This is a genomic window from Kitasatospora sp. NBC_01246, assembly GCF_036226505.1.
Taxonomy (GTDB): Bacteria; Actinomycetota; Actinomycetes; order Streptomycetales; family Streptomycetaceae; genus Kitasatospora.
In genome coordinates this window covers 6,410,878-6,430,612 of record NZ_CP108484.1, presented here as the reverse complement: position 1 = coordinate 6,430,612, position 19,735 = coordinate 6,410,878, and the positions used below count along the sequence as shown (strand labels likewise).

Genomic DNA, 19,735 nt, shown 5'->3' with positions numbered 1-19,735 from the left:
GGTTCGAACGGAGCCCGTCAGGGCCTGGCAGGCGTCACTCCAGTTCGTCGACGAGAGCGAACAGCTCGTCGTCGGTCGCTTCCCGGAGTTCCGCTTCGCGCCGTTCCTTGCTCTTGTCGGCTGCCTGGTCACCGATGGCGTCCAGCAGCCGGCGCAGCCGGTCGGTGGCCTCCTCCCGCACCTGGTCCGCCATCGACCCGGTGCGGAGGGCGGCTTCGAGCCGGTCGAGCTCCGCGAGGACCGGCACCGACACCGCTTCGTCCGAGACAACCTCGGTTCGCAGCCACGCGGCAAGGGCGTTCGGGGTGGGGTAGTCGAACACCAGCGTGGCGGGCAGCCGGAGCCCCGTCACACCGTTCAGCCGGTTGCGCAGTTCGACCGAGGTCAGCGAGTCGAAGCCGAGGTCCTTGAACGCGCGCCGGTCCTCGACCGCGTCGGCCGATGCGTGCCCCAGCACGACGGCCACCTCGGCCCGCACCACCTCGGTGAGCACCCGCTCCTGCTCGGCCCGGCCGAGCCCGGCCAGCTGCCGGGCCAGTCCGCCCTCCTCGCGGACCGCGCCGCCGCTCGCACCCGCCGCGGCCAGCCGGCGGATCTCGGGCAGGTCCCGCACCAGCGGCATCTCCCGCGGGTCCACCGGGCCCGGCGAGGCCACCAGCTCGGCCCAGTTGACGTCCATCACCGTGACCACGGCGTCCGGGCCGTCCAGCGACTCGCCCAGCGCGCGCACCGCGAGCTGCGGGTCCATCGCCGGCATCGGGGCCCGCTCGACCCTCGCCCGGACCACCTTGCTGGACCCGGCCATTCCGCCGCCGGCCCAGGCACCCCAGGCGACGGTGAGCGCGGCCAGGCCGCGGCTGCGGCGGTTCTCCGCCAGGGCGTCCAGGAAGGCGTTCGCCGCCGCGTAGTTGCCCTGCCCGGCGGCGCCCAGCGTGGACGCGGCCGAGGAGAACAGCACGAAGGCGTCCAGGTCGAGATCGGCCGTGAGCTCGTCCAGGTGGACCGCGCTCGCCGCCTTCGCGGCCAGCACCGTCTCCAGCCGCTCCACCGACAGCCGGTCCACGACACCGTCGTCCAGGACGGCGGCCGTGTGCAGCACCGAGGACAGCGCCGGACCGGTCTTCCCCGTCCACTCCACCAGCCCGGCCAGCGCCGAGCGGTCGGTCACGTCGCAGGACACCACGTCGACGTCCATGCCCCGGGCGGCGAGGTCCGCGACCGTCGCGGCGACCCCGGCGGCCGCCGGACCGGAACGACCGGTCAGCACCAGCCGCTCCGCCTCGCGGCCGGCCAGCCACCGCGACACGTGCCCGGCGATGGCGCCGGTGCCGCCGGTGATCAGCACGCTTCCGCGCGGTGTCCACCGGGCGGTGCCGCGGGGCTGGGCGGCCCGGGTGAGCCGGCGGCCGAGGATCCCGGCCGTCCGGATCGCGACCTGGTTCTCGCCGCAGCCGGCGAGCACCGCGACCAGTCGCGCACCCGCCCGCTCGTCGACGGTCTCCGGCAGGTCGACCAACCCGCCCCAGCGGTCCGGCTGTTCCAGGCCGACGACCCGGCCCAGCCCCCAGGCCTGCGCCTGCACCGGGTGGGCCAGCGCCTCACCCGGACCGGCCGCCACGGCGCCGCGCGTCGCCAGCCAGAGCGGCGCGCCGATCCGGGCGTCGCCCAGGGCCTGGACCAGCGCCAGGGTGGCGGCCAGACCGCCGGTCACCGCGGGGTGGCCCGGCACCGGCGTCTCGTCGAGCGCCAGCAGCGACAGCACGCCCGCCACCGCCGACGGCTCGACCGCCGCGCCCAGCAGCCCGGCCACCTCGGCCCGGTCCACGGCACCCGCCGGGACCTCGACCGTGACGACCTCGGCACCACGGTCGGCGAGCGCGGCAGCGCACGCCTGCTCGGCCGCTCCGGCCGGCACGACCACCAGCCAGGTGCCGGACAGCACCCGGGCGTCGGGCTCGGCGATCGCCGCCCAGCCACCCCGGTAGCGCCAGTTCGCGGTCATCGACCGGTCCTGCTCCCGGCGCCGCCAGGACGCCAGCGCCGGCAGCACCTCGCCGAGCCGGTGCTGGTCCTCGATGGCCAGCGTGTCGGCGATGCTCGCCAGGTCGCCGTCCTCGACGGCCGCCCAGAACCGGGCCTCCGCCTCGGTGCTCGTACCGTCCCCGCCGACCGCCGGCGCGGCCGTCGGCAGCGAGAGGACGCCCTCCGGCCAGAACCGCTGGTGCCGGAACGCGTAGGTGGGCAGCTCGACCGGCGTACCGGCCGGCAGCACCGAACTCCAGTCCACCGCAGCGCCGTTGACGTAGGCCTGGGCGAGACCGCCCAGCAGGCCGGTCACCCCCTGCTCGTCGCGCCGCTGGAGCGGGATGAACACGGCCTCGTCACCGTCGACGCCTGCCACCGCGTCCGGGCCCAGCGAGGAGAGCGACCCGTCCGGGCCGACCTCGACGAACACCGAGACACCCTGGCGGGCCAGCGTCGCCACCGCATCGGCGAAGCGCACCGCTCCCCGCGTCTGGGCCGGCCAGTAGCCCGCCTCGGGCTCGGTGACCAGTTCACCGGTGAGCGCGCCCGCCCACGTCAGGTTCGGCCGGTGGTACTCCAACCCGGCTGTCACAGCGGTGAGTTCGTCGATCACCGGGTCCATCGCCGGGGAGTGGAAGGCGTGCGAGACCCGCAGCCGCCGCACCCGGCGGCCCCGCTCCCGCCACAGCTCCACCACGTGGTCCACCGCGTCGGCCTCACCCGAAACCACCACGGAATCCGGGCCGTTGACCGCCGCGATCACCACACCGGGCACCAGCTCGGCCAGCACCTCGGCCTCCGGGACGTTGACCGCAGCCATCGCCCCGCCCGCCGGCAGCGCCTGCATCAACCGCGCCCGCGCCGCCACCAGCCGCGAGGCCTCGGACAGCGACAGCACCCCGGCCACATACGCGGCCGCGACCTCGCCCACCGAATGACCCACCACCGCGTCCGGCGTCACACCCGCGGCCTCCAGCACCGCCGCGACAGCGACCTCGAAGGCGAACAGACCGGCCTGCGCGTACAGCGTCTGCTGCGCCAGCGCCTCGTCGACGCCCTCTGCGCCCAGGACCACGTCCCGGACCGAGACGCCCAACTCCAACTCCAGCAGCCCGGACACCCGGTCGAAGACCTCGGCGAACACGGCGCTGCCCTCGTAGAGCCCCCGGCCCATCCCGACCCACTGCGAACCCTGACCCGCGAAGACCAGACCCACCCGGGCACCCGGCCGTGCCACACCCGACACCACCGAGGCCGACGAGGCCCCGGCGGCCAGGCTCCCCAGCCCCGCCATCAGCTCGCCGCGCTCGGCTCCGAGCACCACGGCCCGATGCTCGAACGCCGACCGCGTCGCCGCCAGCGACCACGCGACATCCGCCGGATCCACCGACGGCCGCGCCACCATCCACTCGCGCAGCCGACCCGCCTGGGCCGTCAGCCCCTCGGCCGTCCGGCCCGACACCAGCCACGCACCGGCGTCCGAGAGGACCGGTGCCGACACCGTCTCGGTAGCCTCGACGGAAGGCGGCGCCTCCTCGACGATGACGTGCGCGTTGGTACCGCTCATCCCGAAGGCCGACACACCCGCACGACGCGGACGCCCGTCCGACGGCCACGGCACCGGCTCCGTCAGCAGGCTGACCTCACCCGCCGACCAGTCCACGTGCGAGGACGGCACCTCGGCGTGCAGCGTCCGCGGCAGCTCCTCGTGCTGGAGGGCGAGGATCATCTTGATCACGCCCGCCACACCGGCGGCCGCCTGGGTGTGCCCGATGTTGGACTTCACCGAGCCGAGCAGCAACGGCCGCCCCTCCGGCCGCTCCTGGCCGTAGGTGGCCAGGAGCGCCTGCGCCTCGATCGGGTCACCCAGCGTGGTCCCCGTCCCGTGCGCCTCGACCACGTCGACGTCGGCGGCGGTCAGCCGGCCACTGGCCAGCGCCGCCCGGATCACCCGCTGCTGCGACGGACCGTTGGGCGCCGTCAGACCGTTGGACGCGCCGTCCTGGTTGACGGCGGAGCCGCGCAGCACCGCGAGCACCTTGTGCCCGTTGCGGCGCGCGTCCGACAGGCGCTCGACCACGAGCATGCCCGCGCCCTCGGCCCAGCCGGTCCCGTCGGCGTCCTCGGAGAAGGCCCGGCAGCGGCCGTCCGCCGCCAGACCCTGCTGCCGCGAGAAGTCGATGAACGTCCCCGGCGTCGCCATCACGGTGACACCGCCGGCCAGCGCGAGCGAGCACTCGCCCGAGCGCACCGCCTGCGCGGCCAGGTGCAGCGCCACCAGCGACGAGGAGCACGCCGTGTCCACCGTCACCGCCGGGCCCTCCAGACCCAGCACGTAGGAGACCCGGCCGGACAGCACACTCGTCGCGTTCCCGGTCATCACGTGGCCCTCGGAGCCGGAGTCGCCCTGGCTCGCCAGCGTCACCCCGAAGCCGTAGCCCGAGGCGAAGCCGCCGGCGAACACACCGGTCGACGATCCCCGCAGCGAGGCCGGATCGATGCCCGCCCGCTCCAGCGCCTCCCACGAGGTCTCCAGGAGCTGCCGCTGCTGCGGGTCCATCGCCAGCGCCTCGCGCGGCGAGATCCCGAAGAAGCCCGCGTCGAACTCGGCCGCGTCCCGCAGGAAGGCACCCGACCGGGTGTAGGACGTCCCCGCGTTGCCGCGCTCCGGGTCGTAGAAGCCCTCCAGGTCCCAGCCGCGGTCGGTCGGGAAGGCGCCCACCGCGTCGCCGCCCGAGGCGAGCAGCCGCCAGAACTCCTCCGGGCTGCCCGCACCCCCCGGGAAGCGGCAGGCCATCCCGACGATCGCCAGCGGCTCGTCCGCCGCCGCGACCGCCACGGCGGTGGACACCGGAGCGGCGGCGTCCGCCACCCTCCCGGTCAGCTCGCCGCGCAGGAACTCGGCGAGGACCACCGGGGTCGGGTAGTCGAACACCAGCGTGGCGGGCAGCCGGATGCCGGTCGCCACGCCCAGGCGGTTGCGCAGCTCGACCGCGGTCAGCGAGTCGAAGCCCAGGTCCTTGAAGGCGCGCCGGTCCTCGACCGCGTCGACCGAGGCGTGCCCCAGCACGACCGCGACCTCGGCCCGCACCACCTCGGTGAGCACCCGCTCCTGCTCGGCCCGGGCGAGCCCGGCCAGCCGGTGGGCCAGCTCTCCCTCGGCGTGGACCACGGCCGCCGCGCTCCCGCCGGCCGAGGCCAGCTGCCGGATCTCCGGCAGGTCCCGGACGAGCGGGCGCTTCGGCAGGTCCGCCGCGCCCGGCCCGGACGCCAGCAGCGCCCAGTCCACGTCCATCACCGTCACCAGGGCGTCCGGGCCCTCCAGGGCCTCGCCCAGGGCGCGGGCGGCGAGCTGCGGGTCCATCGCCGGCATCGGGCCGCGCTTGACCCGGGCCTGCACCACGCTGCTGGACTCCGCCATGCCACCGCCGGCCCAGGCACCCCAGGCGACGGTGAGCGCGGCCAGCCCCCGGCCCCGGCGGTTCTCCGCCAGGGCGTCCAGGTAGGCGTTCGCCGCCGCGTAGTTGCCCTGACCGGCGGCGCCGATCGTCGAGGACACCGAGGAGAAGAGTACGAAGGCGTCCAGGTCCAGGTCCGCGGTGAGCTCGTCCAGGTGGGCCGCGCTCAACGCCTTCGCGGCCAGCACCGTCTCCAGTCGCTCGACCGAGAGCCGGTCCACGACACCGTCGTCCAGCACCGCCGCGGTGTGCAGCACCGAGGACAGCGCCGGACCGGTCCCGCCGATCCAGCTCACCAGCCCGGCCAGCGCCGAGCGGTCGGTCACGTCGCAGGCGACGACGTCGACCGCGGAGCCGGCCGTCGCGAGCTCGGCGGCGAGCGCCGCCGCCCCCCTCGCGGCGGGGCCGGAACGGCTGGTCAGCACCTGGCGGGGCGCGTCGCGACCGGCCAGCCACCGGGCGACGTGCCCGGCGATGGCGCCGGTGCCGCCGGTGATCAGCACGCTGCCGCGCGGTGCCCAGCGGTCCTTGCCGCGGAGCTGGGCGGCCCGGGTGAGCCGGCGGCCGAGGATCCCGGCCGTCCGGATCGCGATCTCGTTCTCGCCGCAGCCGGCGAGCACGGCGACCAGTCGGGCACCGGCCCGGTCGTCCAGCACCTCCGGCAGGTCGACCAACCCGCCCCAGCGGTCCGGCTGTTCCAGGCCGACGACCCGGCCCAGCCCCCAGACGAGCGCCTGGAGCGGGTTGGCCAGCGCCTCACCCGGACCGGCCGCCACGGCGCCGCGCGTCGCCAGCCAGAGCGGCGCGCCGATCCCGGCGTCGCCCAGCGCCTGGACGAGTGCCAGGGTGGCGGCCATGCCGCCGGTCACCGCGGGGTGGCCCGGCACCGGCGTCTCGTCGAGCGCCAGCAGCGACAGCACACCCGCCACCGCCGACGGCTCGACCGCCGCGCCCAGCAGCCCGGCCACCTCGGCCCGGTCCACGGCACCCGCCGGGACCTCGACCACGACCACCTCCGCGCCACGCGCCGCCAGCGCGGCCGCGCATGCCTGCTCGGTCGCTCCGGCCGGCACCACCGCCAGCCACGTCCCCGACAGCACGCCGGAGTCGGGCTCGGCGACGGCCGACCAGGCGGTCCGGTAACGCCAGTTGGCGGTCAGCGAGCGGTCCTGCTCCCGGCGCCGCCAGGACGCCAGGGCCGGCAGCACCTCGTTGAACGGACGCCCGCCGTCGAAGGCCAGCGTGTCGGCCAGCTGCGTGAGGTCCCCGCCCTCGACGGCCGCCCAGAACCGGGCCTCCGCCTCGGTGCTGGTGCCGTCCCCACCGGCGACCGGCAGGGCCAGGATGCCCTCCGGCCAGAACCGCTGGTGCCGGAACGCGTAGGTGGGAAGCTCGACCGGCGTACCGGTCGGCAGCACCGAACTCCACTCCACCCCGGCGCCGTTGACGAAGGCCTGGGCGAGACCGCCCAGCAGGCCGGTCACCCCCTGCTCGTCGCGCCGCTGGAGCGGGACGAAGACGGGTTCCTCGCTCCCGATACCGGCCACGGCGTCGGGGCCCAGCGAGGAGAGCGATCCGTCGGGGCCGACCTCGATGAACACCGAGACGCCCTCGCGGGCCAGCGCGGCGACCGCGTCGGCGAAGCGCACCGCCTGGCGGGTCTGCGCCGGCCAGTAGCCCGCCTCGGGCTCGGTGACCAGTTCACCGGTGAGCGCGCCCGCCCACATCATGTTCGGGCGGTGGTACTCCAACCCGGCCGAGACGGCGGTGAGTTCGTCGATCACCGGGTCCATCGCCGGGGAGTGGAAGGCGTGCGAGACCCGCAGCCGCCGCACCCGGCGGCCCCGCTCCCGCCACAGCTCCACCACCTGATCGACGGCCTCGACCTCACCCGAAACCACCACGGACTCCGGGCCGTTGACCGCCGCGATCACCACACCGGGCACCAGCTCGGCCAGCACCTCGGCCTCCGGGACGTTGACCGCCGCCATCGCCCCGCCCGCCGGCAGCGCCTGCATCAACCGCGCCCGCGCCGCCACCAGCCGCGAGGCCTCGGACAGCGACAGCACCCCGGCCACATACGCGGCCGCGACCTCGCCCACCGAATGACCCACCACCGCGTCCGGCGTCACGCCCGCGGCCTCCAGCACCGCCGCGACAGCGACCTCGAAGGCGAACAGCCCGGCCTGCGCGTACAGCGTCTGGTTCGCCAGCGCCTCGTCGACGCCCTCGGCGCCGAGCACGACGTCCCGGACCGAGACGCCCAACTCCAGCTCCAGCAGCCCGGACACCCGGTCGAAGACCTCGGCGAAGACCGCGCTGCCCTCGTAGAGGCCCCGGCCCATCCCGACCCACTGCGAGCCCTGACCGGCGAAGACCAGACCCACCCGGGCATCCGCCCGCGCCACACCCGACACCACCGAACCCGAAGAGGCCCCGGTGGCCAGGCTCCCCAGCCCCGCCATCAGCTCGTCGCGCCCGACCCCGAGCACCACGGCCCGGTGCTCGAACGCCGACCGGGTCGCCGCCAGCGACCACGCGACATCCACCGGCGCCAGGTCGGAGCGCACCGACATCCATTCGCGCAGGCGGCCCGCCTGGGCCGTCAGCCCCTCGGCCGACCGGCCCGAGACGATCCACGCGCCGGCACCCGACACCACCGGAGCCGACACCGTCGCGGAAGCCTCGACGGCAGGCGGCGCCTCCTCGACGATGACGTGCGCGTTGGTCCCGCTGATCCCGAACGCCGACACACCCGCTCGGCGCGGACGCCCGTCGGACGGCCACGGCACCGACTCGGTCAGCAGCCTGACGTCACCGGCCGTCCAGTCCACGTGCGAGGACGGCACCTCGGCGTGCAGCGTCCGCGGCAGCCGCTCGTTCTGCAGCGCCAGCACCATCTTGATCACGCCCGCCACACCGGCGGCCGCCTGGGTGTGCCCGATGTTGGACTTCACCGACCCCAGCCACAGCGGCTGCCCGCCGGCCCGCTCCTGGCCGTAGGTGGCCAGCAGCGCCTGCGCCTCGATCGGGTCGCCCAGCGTCGTACCGGTGCCGTGCGCCTCGACCACGTCGACGTCGGCGGCGGTCAGCCGGCCACTGGCCAGCGCCGCCCGGATCACCCGCTGCTGCGACGGGCCGTTCGGCGCGGACAGGCCGTTGGAGGCGCCGTCCTGGTTGATCGCCGAACCGCGGATCACCGCGAGCACCTTGTGGCCCTTGCGCTGCGCGTCCGACAGCCGCTCCACCACCAGCACGCCGGCGCCCTCGGCCCAGCCCGTCCCGTTGGCGTCCTCGGAGAACGCCCGGCACCGGCCGTCCGTCGCCAGACCCTGCTGGCGCGAGAACTCGACGAAGGAGAACGGCGTCGCCATCACGGTGACACCGCCGGCCAGCGCGAGCGAGCACTCGCCCGAGCGCACCGCCTGGGCCGCCAGGTGCAGCGCCACCAGCGAGGACGAGCACGCGGTGTCCACGGTCACCGCCGGGCCCTCCAGGCCCAGCACGTAGGAGACCCGGCCGGACAGCACGCTCGTCGAGTTGCCGGTCATCAGGTGGCCCTCGACGCCCGAGGAGTCCTGGCCCGTCAACGCCATGCCGATGGCGTAGCCGGACCCGAAGCCGCCGGCGAACACACCGGTCGACGATCCCCGCAGCGAGGCCGGGTCGATGCCCGCCCGCTCCAGCGCCTCCCACGAGGTCTCCAGCATCAGTCGCTGCTGCGGGTCCATCGCCAGCGCCTCGCGCGGCGAGATCCCGAAGAAGCCCGCGTCGAACTCCGCGGCGCCGCGCAGGAACGCGCCCGACTGGGTGGACGACGTCCCCGCCGTCCCCCCGTCCGGGTCGAAGAAGCCGTCGAGGTCCCAGCCGCGGTCGGTCGGGAAGCCGCCCACCGCGTCGCCGCCCGAGGCCAGCAGTTGCCAGAACTCCTCCGGAGTGCCCGCACCGCCGGGGAAGCGGCAGGCCATCCCGACGATCGCCAGCGGCTCGTCCACTACCGGGGCCACCACGGCGGCCACCGGGGCGGGAGTCCCGCCCGTCTGCTCCCCGACCAGCTCGCCGCGCAGGAACTCCGCCATGGCGACCGGGGTGGGGTAGTCGAACACCAGCGTGGCGGGCAGCCGCAGCCTGGTCGCCGCGTTCAGCTGGTTGCGCAGCTCGACCGCGGTCAGCGAGTCGAAGCCCAGGTCCTTGAACGCCTGCCTGGCCTGCACCATCTCCGCCGAGGAGTGGCCCAGCACGGCGGCGGCCTGTGCCCGGACCATGTCGGTGAGCACCCGGTCCTGCTCGGCCCGGCCCAACCCGGCGAGCCGATGGGCCAGTTCGCCGTCGTTGCGGGTGGTGTCCGCGGCGCCCGCCCGGTCGGCGGCCAGCCGGCGGATCTCGGGCATGTCACGCACCAGCGGCATGTCCAGCACGTCGGCCGTGCCCGGCGCGGTGCCGAGCTGCCGCCAGTCGACGTCCATCACCGTGACGACGGCCTCCGGGCCGTCCAGCGACTCGGCCAGCGCCCGGACGGCCAGCTGCGGGTCCATCGGCGGCATCGGGATCCGGCGCATCCGCGACCGGATCGCCTCGTTGGAATCCGCGAGTCCGCCGCCGCCCCACAGGCCCCAGGCCACCGCGAGACCGGCCAGGCCGCGGCTGCGGCGGTTCTCCGCCAGGGCGTCGAGGAAGGCGTTCGCCGCCGCGTAGTTGCCCTGCCCGGGCCCGCCCAGCGTGGACGCGGCCGAGGAGAACAGCACGAAGGCGTCCAGGTCCAGGCCGGCGGTGAGCTCGTCCAGGTGGACCGCGCTCGCCGCCTTGGCGGCCAGCACCGTCTCCAGCCGCTCCACCGACAGCCGGTCGACCACGCCGTCGTCCAGGACGGCGGCCGTGTGGAACACCGAGGACAGCGCCGGTCCGGTCCCGCCGATCCAGTCGACCAGCCCGGCCAGCGCCGAGCGGTCGGCCACGTCGCAGGACACCACGTCGACGTCCATGCCCCGGGCGGCGAGGTCCGCGACCGTCGCCGCGACCCCGGCGGCCGTCGGACCGGAGCGACCGGTCAGCACCAGCCGCCCGGCACCGAGGCCGGCCAGCCACCGCGACACGTGCCCGGCGATGGCGCCGGTGCCGCCGGTGATCAGTACGCTGCCGCGCGGCGCCCAGCTCCGCTCGGAGCCGCGCTGCGGGACCCGCGACAGCCGGCGGCCGAGGATCCCGGCCGTCCGGATCGCGATCTGCTCCTCGCCGCAGCCGGCCAGCACCGCGACCAGCCGCACACCCGCACGCTCGTCCAGCACCTCGGGCAGGTCGACCAACCCGCCCCAGCGCTCCGGGTGTTCCAGACCGATGACCCGGCCCAGCCCCCAGACCTGCGCCTGCACCGGACTGGCCAGTGCCTCACCCGGACCGGCCGCCACGGCGCCGCGCGTCGCCAGCCAGAGCGGCGCGCCGATCCCGGCGTCGCCCAGCGCCTGGACGAGCGCCAGCGTCCCGGCCAGACCACCGGCCACCACCGGGAACTCCGCGACCGGCGCCTCGTCCAGCGCCAGCAGCGACAGCACACCCGCCACCGCCGACGGCTCGACCGCGCCGGCCAGCAGCGCGGCCACCTCGGCCCGGTCCACGGCACCCGCCGGGACCTCGACCACGACCACCTCCGCGCCACGCGCCGCCAGCGCGGCAGCGCACGCCTGCTCGCCCGCACCGGCCGGCACCGCCAGCACCCACGTGCCGGACAGCACCCGGGCATCGGGCTCGGCGATCGCCGCCCAGTTCACCCGGTAGCGCCAGCCGGCCGTCACCGACCGGTCCTGCTCCCGGCGCCGCCAGGACGCCAGGGCCGGCAGCACCTCGTTGAACGGACGACCGCCGTCGAAGGCCAGCGTGTCGGCCAGCTGCGTGAGGTCCCCGCCCTCGACGGCCGCCCAGAACTGGGCCTCCGCCGCCGTGCTCGCCCCGTCCCCACCGAGGACCGGTCCGGCCGCCGCCAGCGCCAGGGCGCCCTGCGGCCAGTACCGCTGGTGGCGGAAGGCATAGGTGGGCAGCTCGACCGGCTCGGCCTCGGTCAGCACCTCGCGCCAGTTGACGGTCGCGCCCTGGACGAAGGCCTCGGCGAGCGAGACCAGCAGGCGCTGGGCGCCGCCGTCGTCGCGGCGCAGCGTGCCGCAGACGGCAGCCGTCACGGCGCCCGGCCCGGCCGCCTGGGCGACCTCCTCCAGGGTGTCGTTCATCGCACCGAGCAGCACCGGGTGCGGAGTGGACTCGACGAAGACCTGGTAGCCCTGACCGGCCAGGGTGCGCACCGCGCGGTCGAAGTGGACCGTCGCGCGCAGGCTGCCGTACCAGTAGGCGGGGTCCAGCTCCTCACCGGTGAGCGTCTCGCCGGTCATCGCCGAGACCATCGGGATCCGGCCCCGGCGCGGCGTGATACCGGCCAGGACCTCGGTGATCTCCGCTTCGAGGCGGTCGACCTGGGCCGAGTGCGAGGCGTAGTCCACCGCGACCATCCGGGCGCGCACGCCCTCGGCCTCGAACTCGGCCTTCAGCTCCTCCAGGGCCTCGGGCTCACCCGAAACCACCACCGCCGAAGGGCCGTTGACCGCCGCCAGCGACAGCCGCTCACCGAAGCGGGCGATCCGCTCCTCGACCACCGCGGCACTCCGGCTCACCGACAGCATCCCGCCGAGCCCGGCCAGCACCTTCAGCGACCGGGAACGCAGCGCCACCACCCGGGCACCGTCCTCCAGCGACAGCATCCCGGCCACCGTCGCCGCCGCTATCTCACCCTGCGAGTGACCGACCACGGCGTCCGGCGTGACGCCCGCGGCTTCCCAGAGCGCCGCCAGCGACACCATCACCGCCCACAGGGCGGGCTGGACGACATCCGCCGCCTCCAGTGCGGGGGCACCCTCGGCACCCGCCAGGACGTCGCTCAGCGACCACTCGACGTACGGCGCCAGCGCCGCCTCGCACTCCGCGAGGCGCGCCGCGAACACCGGGCTGCACGAGGCGAGTTCACGCCCCATGCCGACCCACTGCGAGCCCTGACCGGCGAACGCGAAGACCACCCGCGCACCCGGGCGGGCCACACCCGACACCACCGCACCCGACGGCGCACCGGCGGCCAGGCTCTGCAGGCCCGCGACCAGCTCCGCGCGGTCAGTACCGACCACCACCGACCGGTGCTCGAAGACCGACCGCGTCGTCGCCAGCGACCAGGCCACCTCGGCCGACACCTGGTCCGGCCGCGCCGCGACCCACTCCCGCAGCCGGCCCGCCTGGGCGGTCAGCCCCTCGGCCGTCCGGCCAGAGACCAGCCACGCGGCCGGCCCGTCCAGCTCCACCACCGCGGCGGACCGGACGTCCTCGGCCGGCCCGTCCACGGTCTCCACCGCTTCGGGCTCCTCGGCCGGGGCCTCCTCCACGATGACGTGCACATTGGTGCCGCTGATGCCGAAGGCCGACACACCGGCCCGGCGCACCCGCTCCCCGGTCGGCCACGGCACCGGCTCGTTCAGCAGCCTGATGTCACCGGCCTCCCAGTCCACGTGCGAGGAGGGCACGTCCGCGTAGAGCGTCCGCGGCAGCTGCTCGTGCTGGAGCGCCAGCACCATCTTCATCACCCCGGCGACACCGGCGGCCGCCTGGGTGTGTCCGAGGTTCGACTTCACCGAGCCCAGCCAGAGCGACCCGCGGTCGCCGCGCTCCTGGCCGTAGGTGGCCAGCAGCGCCTGCGCCTCGATCGGGTCGCCCAGCGTGGTGCCCGTGCCGTGCGCCTCCACCACGTCCACATCGGCCGTGGAGAGCCGGGAGTTGGCCAGCGCGGCGCGGATCACCCGCTGCTGCGAGGGGCCGTTCGGCGCGGTCAGACCGTTGGACGCGCCGTCCTGGTTGATCGCCGAGCCGCGCAGCACCGCGAGCACCGGGTGCCCGTTGCGCCGGGCGTCGGAGAGCCGCTCGACCACGAGCATGCCCGCGCCCTCGGCCATGCCCATGCCGTCGGCCGCGTCCGAGAACGCCTTGGAGCGCCCGTCCTCCGCGAGACCGCGGGCGTGCGAGAACGCGCGGAAGCCGTCCGGGCTCGCCATGATCGTGACGCCGCCGGCCAGCGCCAGCGTGCACTCGCCCTGGCGCAGCGCCTGGGCCGCCAGGTGCAGGGCCACCAGCGAGGACGAGCAGGCCGTGTCGATGGTCACCGCCGGGCCCTCCAGGCCCAGCACGTAGGAGACCCGGCCGGACAGCACGCTGGCCGCGTTCCCGGTCATCAGGTGCGCCCCGAGGCTCTCCACCTCCTCCTCGTCGGCCATCGTGACGGCCAGGTACGAGGAGCCGTAACCGCCGACGAACGCGCCGGTCTGGCTGCCGCGCAGCGTCGCGGGGTCGATGCCGGACCGCTCCAGCGCCTCCCAGGAGGTCTCCAGCAGCAGCCGCTGCTGCGGGTCCATCGCCAGCGCCTCGCGGGGGCTGATCCCGAAGAAGCCGGCGTCGAAGCCGCTGGCCTCCTGGACGAACCCGCCGACCTGCGTGTACGAGGTCCCGACGTTGTCCACGTCCGGGTTGTAGAGGGAGTCGAGGTCCCAGCCGCGGTCGGTCGGGAAGGTCGACAGCCCGTCCGTGCCGGTGGCCAGCATCTGCCACAGCTCCTCCGGGCTGGTCGCGCCGCCCGGGAAGCGGCAGGCCATGCCGACGATCGCGACCGGCTCGTCCATGGCGAGCGCCGCCGTCGCCGCGGGACCGCCGAGGTCCACGACGTCGGACAGGTCGCCGGCGAGTTGTTCGCGCAGCAGCGCGGCGAGTGCGACCGGGTTGGGGTAGTCGAAGACCAGGGTGGCGGGCAGCCGCAGCCCGGTCGCCGGGTTCATCCGGTTGCGGAACTCGACCGCGATCAGCGAGTCGAAGCCCAGGTCGGTGAACGGACGGCCGGCCTCGATCGCGTCGCCCGAGGCGTGTCCGAGCACCGCCGCGGCGTGGGTGCGCACCAGGTCCAGCAGCACCCGGTCGCGTTCGGTGCCCGGCAGCCCGGCCAGCTGCTGGCGCAGCACGTCCGCGGCGCCGGCGCCGGTCGCCCCGGCGGCCGAGGTGACGGCCGCCCGGCGCGGGATGAAGTCGTCCGCGAGCACCTGCCAGAGCGGCGGGATGCCGGTGGCGGCCGCCTGCGCCCGCAGGCCGGCCTTGTCCAGCCGGGCCGGGACCAGGATGGACTCGGCCCGCTCCAGGGCGAGGTCCAGCAGGACCAGACCCTCCTGCTCGTTCAGCGCGGCGAGGCCCGAACCGGTCATCCGGCGGAGCATCACCTCGTCCAGGCCGCGGCCGATACCGGCCTCGGGCATCCACGGGCCCCAGGCGAGCGCGGTGCCCGCCAGTCCGGCGGCCCGCCGGGCGCCCGCCAGCGCGTCCAGGAAGGCGTTGGCCGCCGCGTAGTTGGCCTGTCCCGCACCACCGAACGCGGCCGCGACCGAGGAGAACAGCACGAAGTGGTCGAGGTCCAGGCCCTGGGTCAGCTCGTGCAGGTGCCAGGCCGCGTCCACCTTGGGACGCATGACCGCCGACACGCGCTCGGCGCTCAGCGAGTCGACCATGCCGTCGTCGATGATGCCCGCGGCGTGGAACACGGAGCCCAGCGGGCAGTCGGCCGGCAGCGAGTCCAGCACTCCGGCCAGCGCGTCCCGGTCGGCCACGTCGCACGCGACCACCCGGACCCACCCGCCCAGCTCGGCCACCTCGGCGGCCAGCGCGGCCACCCCGGCGGCGCCCGGGCCGGAGCGGCTGAGCAGCACGGCCCCGCCGGCCCGTCCGGTGGCCACCATGTGCTTGGCGACCACACCGCCGAGCGTTCCGGTGCCACCGGTGACGAGCACCGTCCGCGGGTCCTGGTCGGCCGGCCGCTCCGCCGCCGTCCGGTCGGGGACCACCAGGTCGCCCGCCGGGCGGGTCAGGCGCCGGCCGTAGCCCTTCCGCTCGCGGACGGCCACCTCGGGCTCTCCGCTGCCCAGCACGGCCGGCAGCGCGGCCACCTCGCCGTCACCGCCGTCCGCGGGGAGGTCGGCCAGGACGAACCGGCCGGGGTTCTCCAGCTGGGCCGAGCGCAGCAGGCCCCAGACCGCGCCCACGGCCGGGTCCGCCACCGCGTCGCCGGCCTGCACGGCCACGCCGCCACGGGTGACGACCACCAGCTGCGCGGGCTCCAGCTCGGCCGCGGCCAGCCAGTCCTGCGCCAGCTCCAGGGCCTCGCCGGCGACCTGACGGGCGGCCACGGCCGTCCCGTCGACGCCCTCGCCGCTCACGCAGGCGATCACCACGCGGGGCGAGACCTCCCCCTCGGCGGTGGCGGCGGCCAGTTCGGCGATGCCGGGGTAGCCGTGCACCGGGATCCCGGCGGCGGCCAGCTGCTCGGCCACGGCGAAGCGGTCGGCGCCGACCAGCGCCCACGGCCCCTCCTGCACCGCGCCCTGCGGCAGCGGCGCCCACTCCACGGTGAACAGCGCGTCGCGGATCCAGTCGTCGGCGCTCTGCAGCTGCTCCGGCGAGACCGGGCGGGTGATCAGCGAGTCCACCGTCACCACCGGCCGGCCCGTGGCGTCGGCCGCGGTCAGCGTCAGGCTGCCCTGGGCGTCCCGGCGAAGCCGGGCCCGCAGGACCGGCGCCCCGGCGGCGTGCAGCGCGACGCCCGTCCAGGCGAACGGCATCCGGATCTGGCCCTGCTGGGCGTCGCCGGACTCCTGCGCCTCGGCCGCCTCGGCGACCACGCCCGCGAGCAGCGCCGCGTCCAGCAGGACCGGGTGCAGCCCGTAGGAGGCCGGGTCCCCGGCCTCCTCCGGCAGGGCCACCTCGGCGAAGATGTCCTCGCCGCGGCGCCAGACGGCCTGCAGGCCCTGGAACGCCGGTCCGTAGATGTCGGCCAGGTGCACGGTGTACAGGTCGCTGATGTCGAGCGCCTCGGCCCCGCGCGGCGGCCAGACCGTGAGGTCCTCCTCCGGTTCGGCGGCGGCCGGGGCGGGAGCGATCACCGCGGCGGCGTGCTTCACCCAGACCTGCTCCTCCTCGGGGCGGTCGGGGCGGGAGAACACGTCCACCTGGCGCCGGCCCTCGGCGTCGGCCGCGGTCACCACCACCTGGACCTGGACACCGGCGCCGTCCGCGGGCAGCACCAGCGGCGACTGCAGGGTCAGCTCCTCCAGCAGCGAGCAGCCCACCTGGTGGCCGGCGCTCACCACCATCTCGACGAAGCCGGTGCCGGGCAGCAGCACCACGCCGCCGACCGCGTGGTCGGCGAGCCAGGCGTGCGTGCGCAGCGACAGCCGTCCGGTGCACACCAGTTCGGCGTCGCCGGCGAGTTCGACCACGGCGCGCAGCAGCGGGTGGGTGACGGTGCCCAGGCCCAGCGAGGCCGGGTCGCCGCTCCCGGCCCTGGCCGCGCCGGGCAGCGCGAGCATGCCCTTCGGCCAGTACCGCTCGTGACGGAAGGCGTAGGTGGGCAGTTCCACCTGGTCGGCGGCGGGCAGCACCCGCGCCCAGTCAACGGGCACCCCGGCCACGAAGGCCTCGGCGAGCGAGGTGAGCAGGCGCAGCGCCCCGCCGTCGTCCCGGCGCAGGGTGCCGCAGACCCGCCCGGCCTGGACGGCCGGGCCGGCGTCGACGGCGGCCTCCTCCAGGGTGTCGGTGATCGGCGCGATCAGCACCGGGTGCGGGGAGACCTCGATGAACACCTGGTGGCCGAGGCCGGCCAGGGTCCGCACCGCCCGCTCGAACCGGACGGTGGCCCGCAGGCTCGCGTACCAGTACCCGGCGCCCAGCTCCTCGCCGGTCAGCATCTCGCCGGTGACCGCCGAGATCATCGGGATCCGCCCGGCGCGCGGCGTCACCCCGGCCAGCAGGGAGGTGATCTCCTCCTCCAGCCGCTCCACCTGCGCGCAGTGCGAGGCGTAGTCGACCGCGACCATCCGCTCGCGCACGCCGTCGGCCTTCAGCTCCTCCTGGAGCTCCCGCAGGGCGGCCGCCTCGCCGGAGACCACCACCGCCGAGGGGCCGTTGACGCAGGCCAGCGAGAGCCGGCCCGCCCAGCGTCCGAGCCGCTCCTCCACCCGGGCGGCCGGCTCGGTCACCGACAGCATCCCGCCGATGCCGGTGATCGCCCGCAGCGCCCGGGACCGCAGCGCGACGACCTTGGCCGCGTCCTCCAGGCTCAGCATGCCCGCGACGGTGGCCGCGGCGATCTCGCCCTGCGAGTGGCCCACCACCGCTTCGGGGGTCACGCCGGCGGCCTCCCAGACCGCCGCCAGCGAGACCATGACCGCCCACAGCACGGGCTGCACGACATCGGCCGCCTCCAGCGCGGGCGCGCCCTCGGCGCCGGCCAGCACGTCGGCGAGCGACCAGTCCACGTACGGCGCCAGCGCCGCCGCGCACTCGGCCAGCCGCGCGGCGAACACCGGGCTGCCGGCCGCCAGTTCGGTGGCCATGCCGAGCCACTGCGAGCCCTGGCCCGGGAAGACGAAGACCGCCCGCGCGCTCGCGTGCGCCACCCCCGCGACGACCGAGGCGGTCTGCTGACCGCCGGCCAACTGGCCCAGGCCGCCCATGAGTCCGGCCCGGTCGGTGCCCAGCACCACGGCCCGGTGCTCGAAGGCCGCGCGCGTGGTCACCAGTGACCGCGCCACCGCGGCCGGCTCCAGGGCCGGTCGCGCGGCGATCCAGTCGCGCAGCCGGTCCGCCTGGGCGACCAGCCCGTCCGCCGAGCGGCCCGACACCAGCCACGCCTCGGCGCCCGACACCAGCGGTGCCACGACCTCCGCGACGACCGGCGCCCCGCCCTCCGGGGCGCCGGGCTCGGCCGGCGCGCCGGCGTCGACGGCCTCCGCCGGCTCGGCCTCCTCGGCCGGGGCCTCCTCGATGATGACGTGCGCGTTGGTGCCACTGACGCCGAACGAGGAGACGCCACCGCGGCGCACCCGCTCGCCGGCGGGCCAGGACTCGGCCTCGTTCAGCAGCCGGACGTCACCCGCCGACCAGTCGATGTGCGGCGACGGCTCCTGCGCGTGCAGGGTCTGCGGCATCCGCTGGTTCTGCAGCGCCAGCACCATCTTGATGACGCCCGCGACGCCGGCCGCGGCCTGGGTGTGCCCGATGTTGGACTTCACCGAGCCAAGGAAGACCGGACGGTCCTCCGGGCGGCCCTGGCCGTAGGTGGCGATCACCGCCTGGGCCTCGATCGGGTCGCCCAGCGTGGTGCCCGTGCCGTGCGCCTCGACCACGTCCACGTCGGCGGCCGACAGCCGGGAGTTGGCCAGCGCCGCGCGGATCACCCGCTGCTGCGAGGGGCCGTTCGGCGCGGCCAGGCCGTTGGAGGCGCCGTCCTGGTTGATCGCCGAGCCGCGGATCACCGCGAGCACCGGGTGCCCGTTGCGCCGGGCGTCGGACAGCTTCTCCAGGACGACCATGCCCGCGCCCTCGGCGATGCCCATGCCGTCGGCCTCCGCCGAGAACGCCTTGCAGCGTCCGTCGTGGGCCAGCCCGAGCTGCTTGGAGAACTGGGTGAACATGATCGGGATGGCGGTCACCGTGACGCCGCCGGCCAGGGCCAGCGTGCACTCGCCCGAGCGCACTGCCTGGGCGGCCAGGTGCAGCGCCACCAGGGACGACGAGCAGGCGGTGTCCACCGTCACCGCCGGGCCCTCCAGGCCCAGCGAGTACGACACCCGGCCGGAGATGACGCTGGTCGACGTCCCGGTCATCAGGTGGACGTCCAGGTCCTCGTCCGTGCCGAAGCCGTAGCCGGACAGCGCGGCGCCGGCGAACACACCGGTCAGCGAGCCGCGCAGCGAGGTCGGGTCGATGCCCGCCCGCTCCAGCGCCTCCCAGCAGACCTCCAGCAGCACGCGCTGCTGCGGGTCCATCGCCACCGCTTCCCGCGGGCTGACACCGAAGAACCCCGCGTCGAATCCGCTGGCGTCCGCGATGAACCCGGCCTCGCGCACCTGCGATATGCCGTCCGGGTCCTCCGCGTAGAGCTCCTCGATGTTCCAGCCGCGGTCGGTCGGAATTCCGGCGACCCCGTCCCGGCCGGTGGAGAGCAGATTCCAGAAGTCCTCCGGAGCCTGGATTCCACCGGGGTACCGGCAGCCGATTCCGACGATCGCTATCGGTTCGTGGCTGCGTTCCTCCACCTCACGCAGTCGCTGACGCGTGTTGTAGAGATCGGTCGTCACCCATTTGAGGTAGTCGCGGAGAGTCTCTTCGTTCGCCATCGGATCTCACCATTCCAGTCT

1 protein-coding gene is annotated in these 19,735 nt (G+C 75.6%); it reads right to left on the bottom strand.

All coding sequences use genetic code 11. From position 1 onward, the window contains the following. Window positions 1-34: 34 nt before the first annotated feature. On the bottom strand, window positions 35-19,714 hold the full coding sequence (locus OG618_RS27615; protein WP_329490242.1) for a type I polyketide synthase: 19,680 nt from the start codon (window positions 19,712-19,714) through the stop codon (window positions 35-37). Window positions 19,715-19,735: the final 21 nt, after the last annotated feature.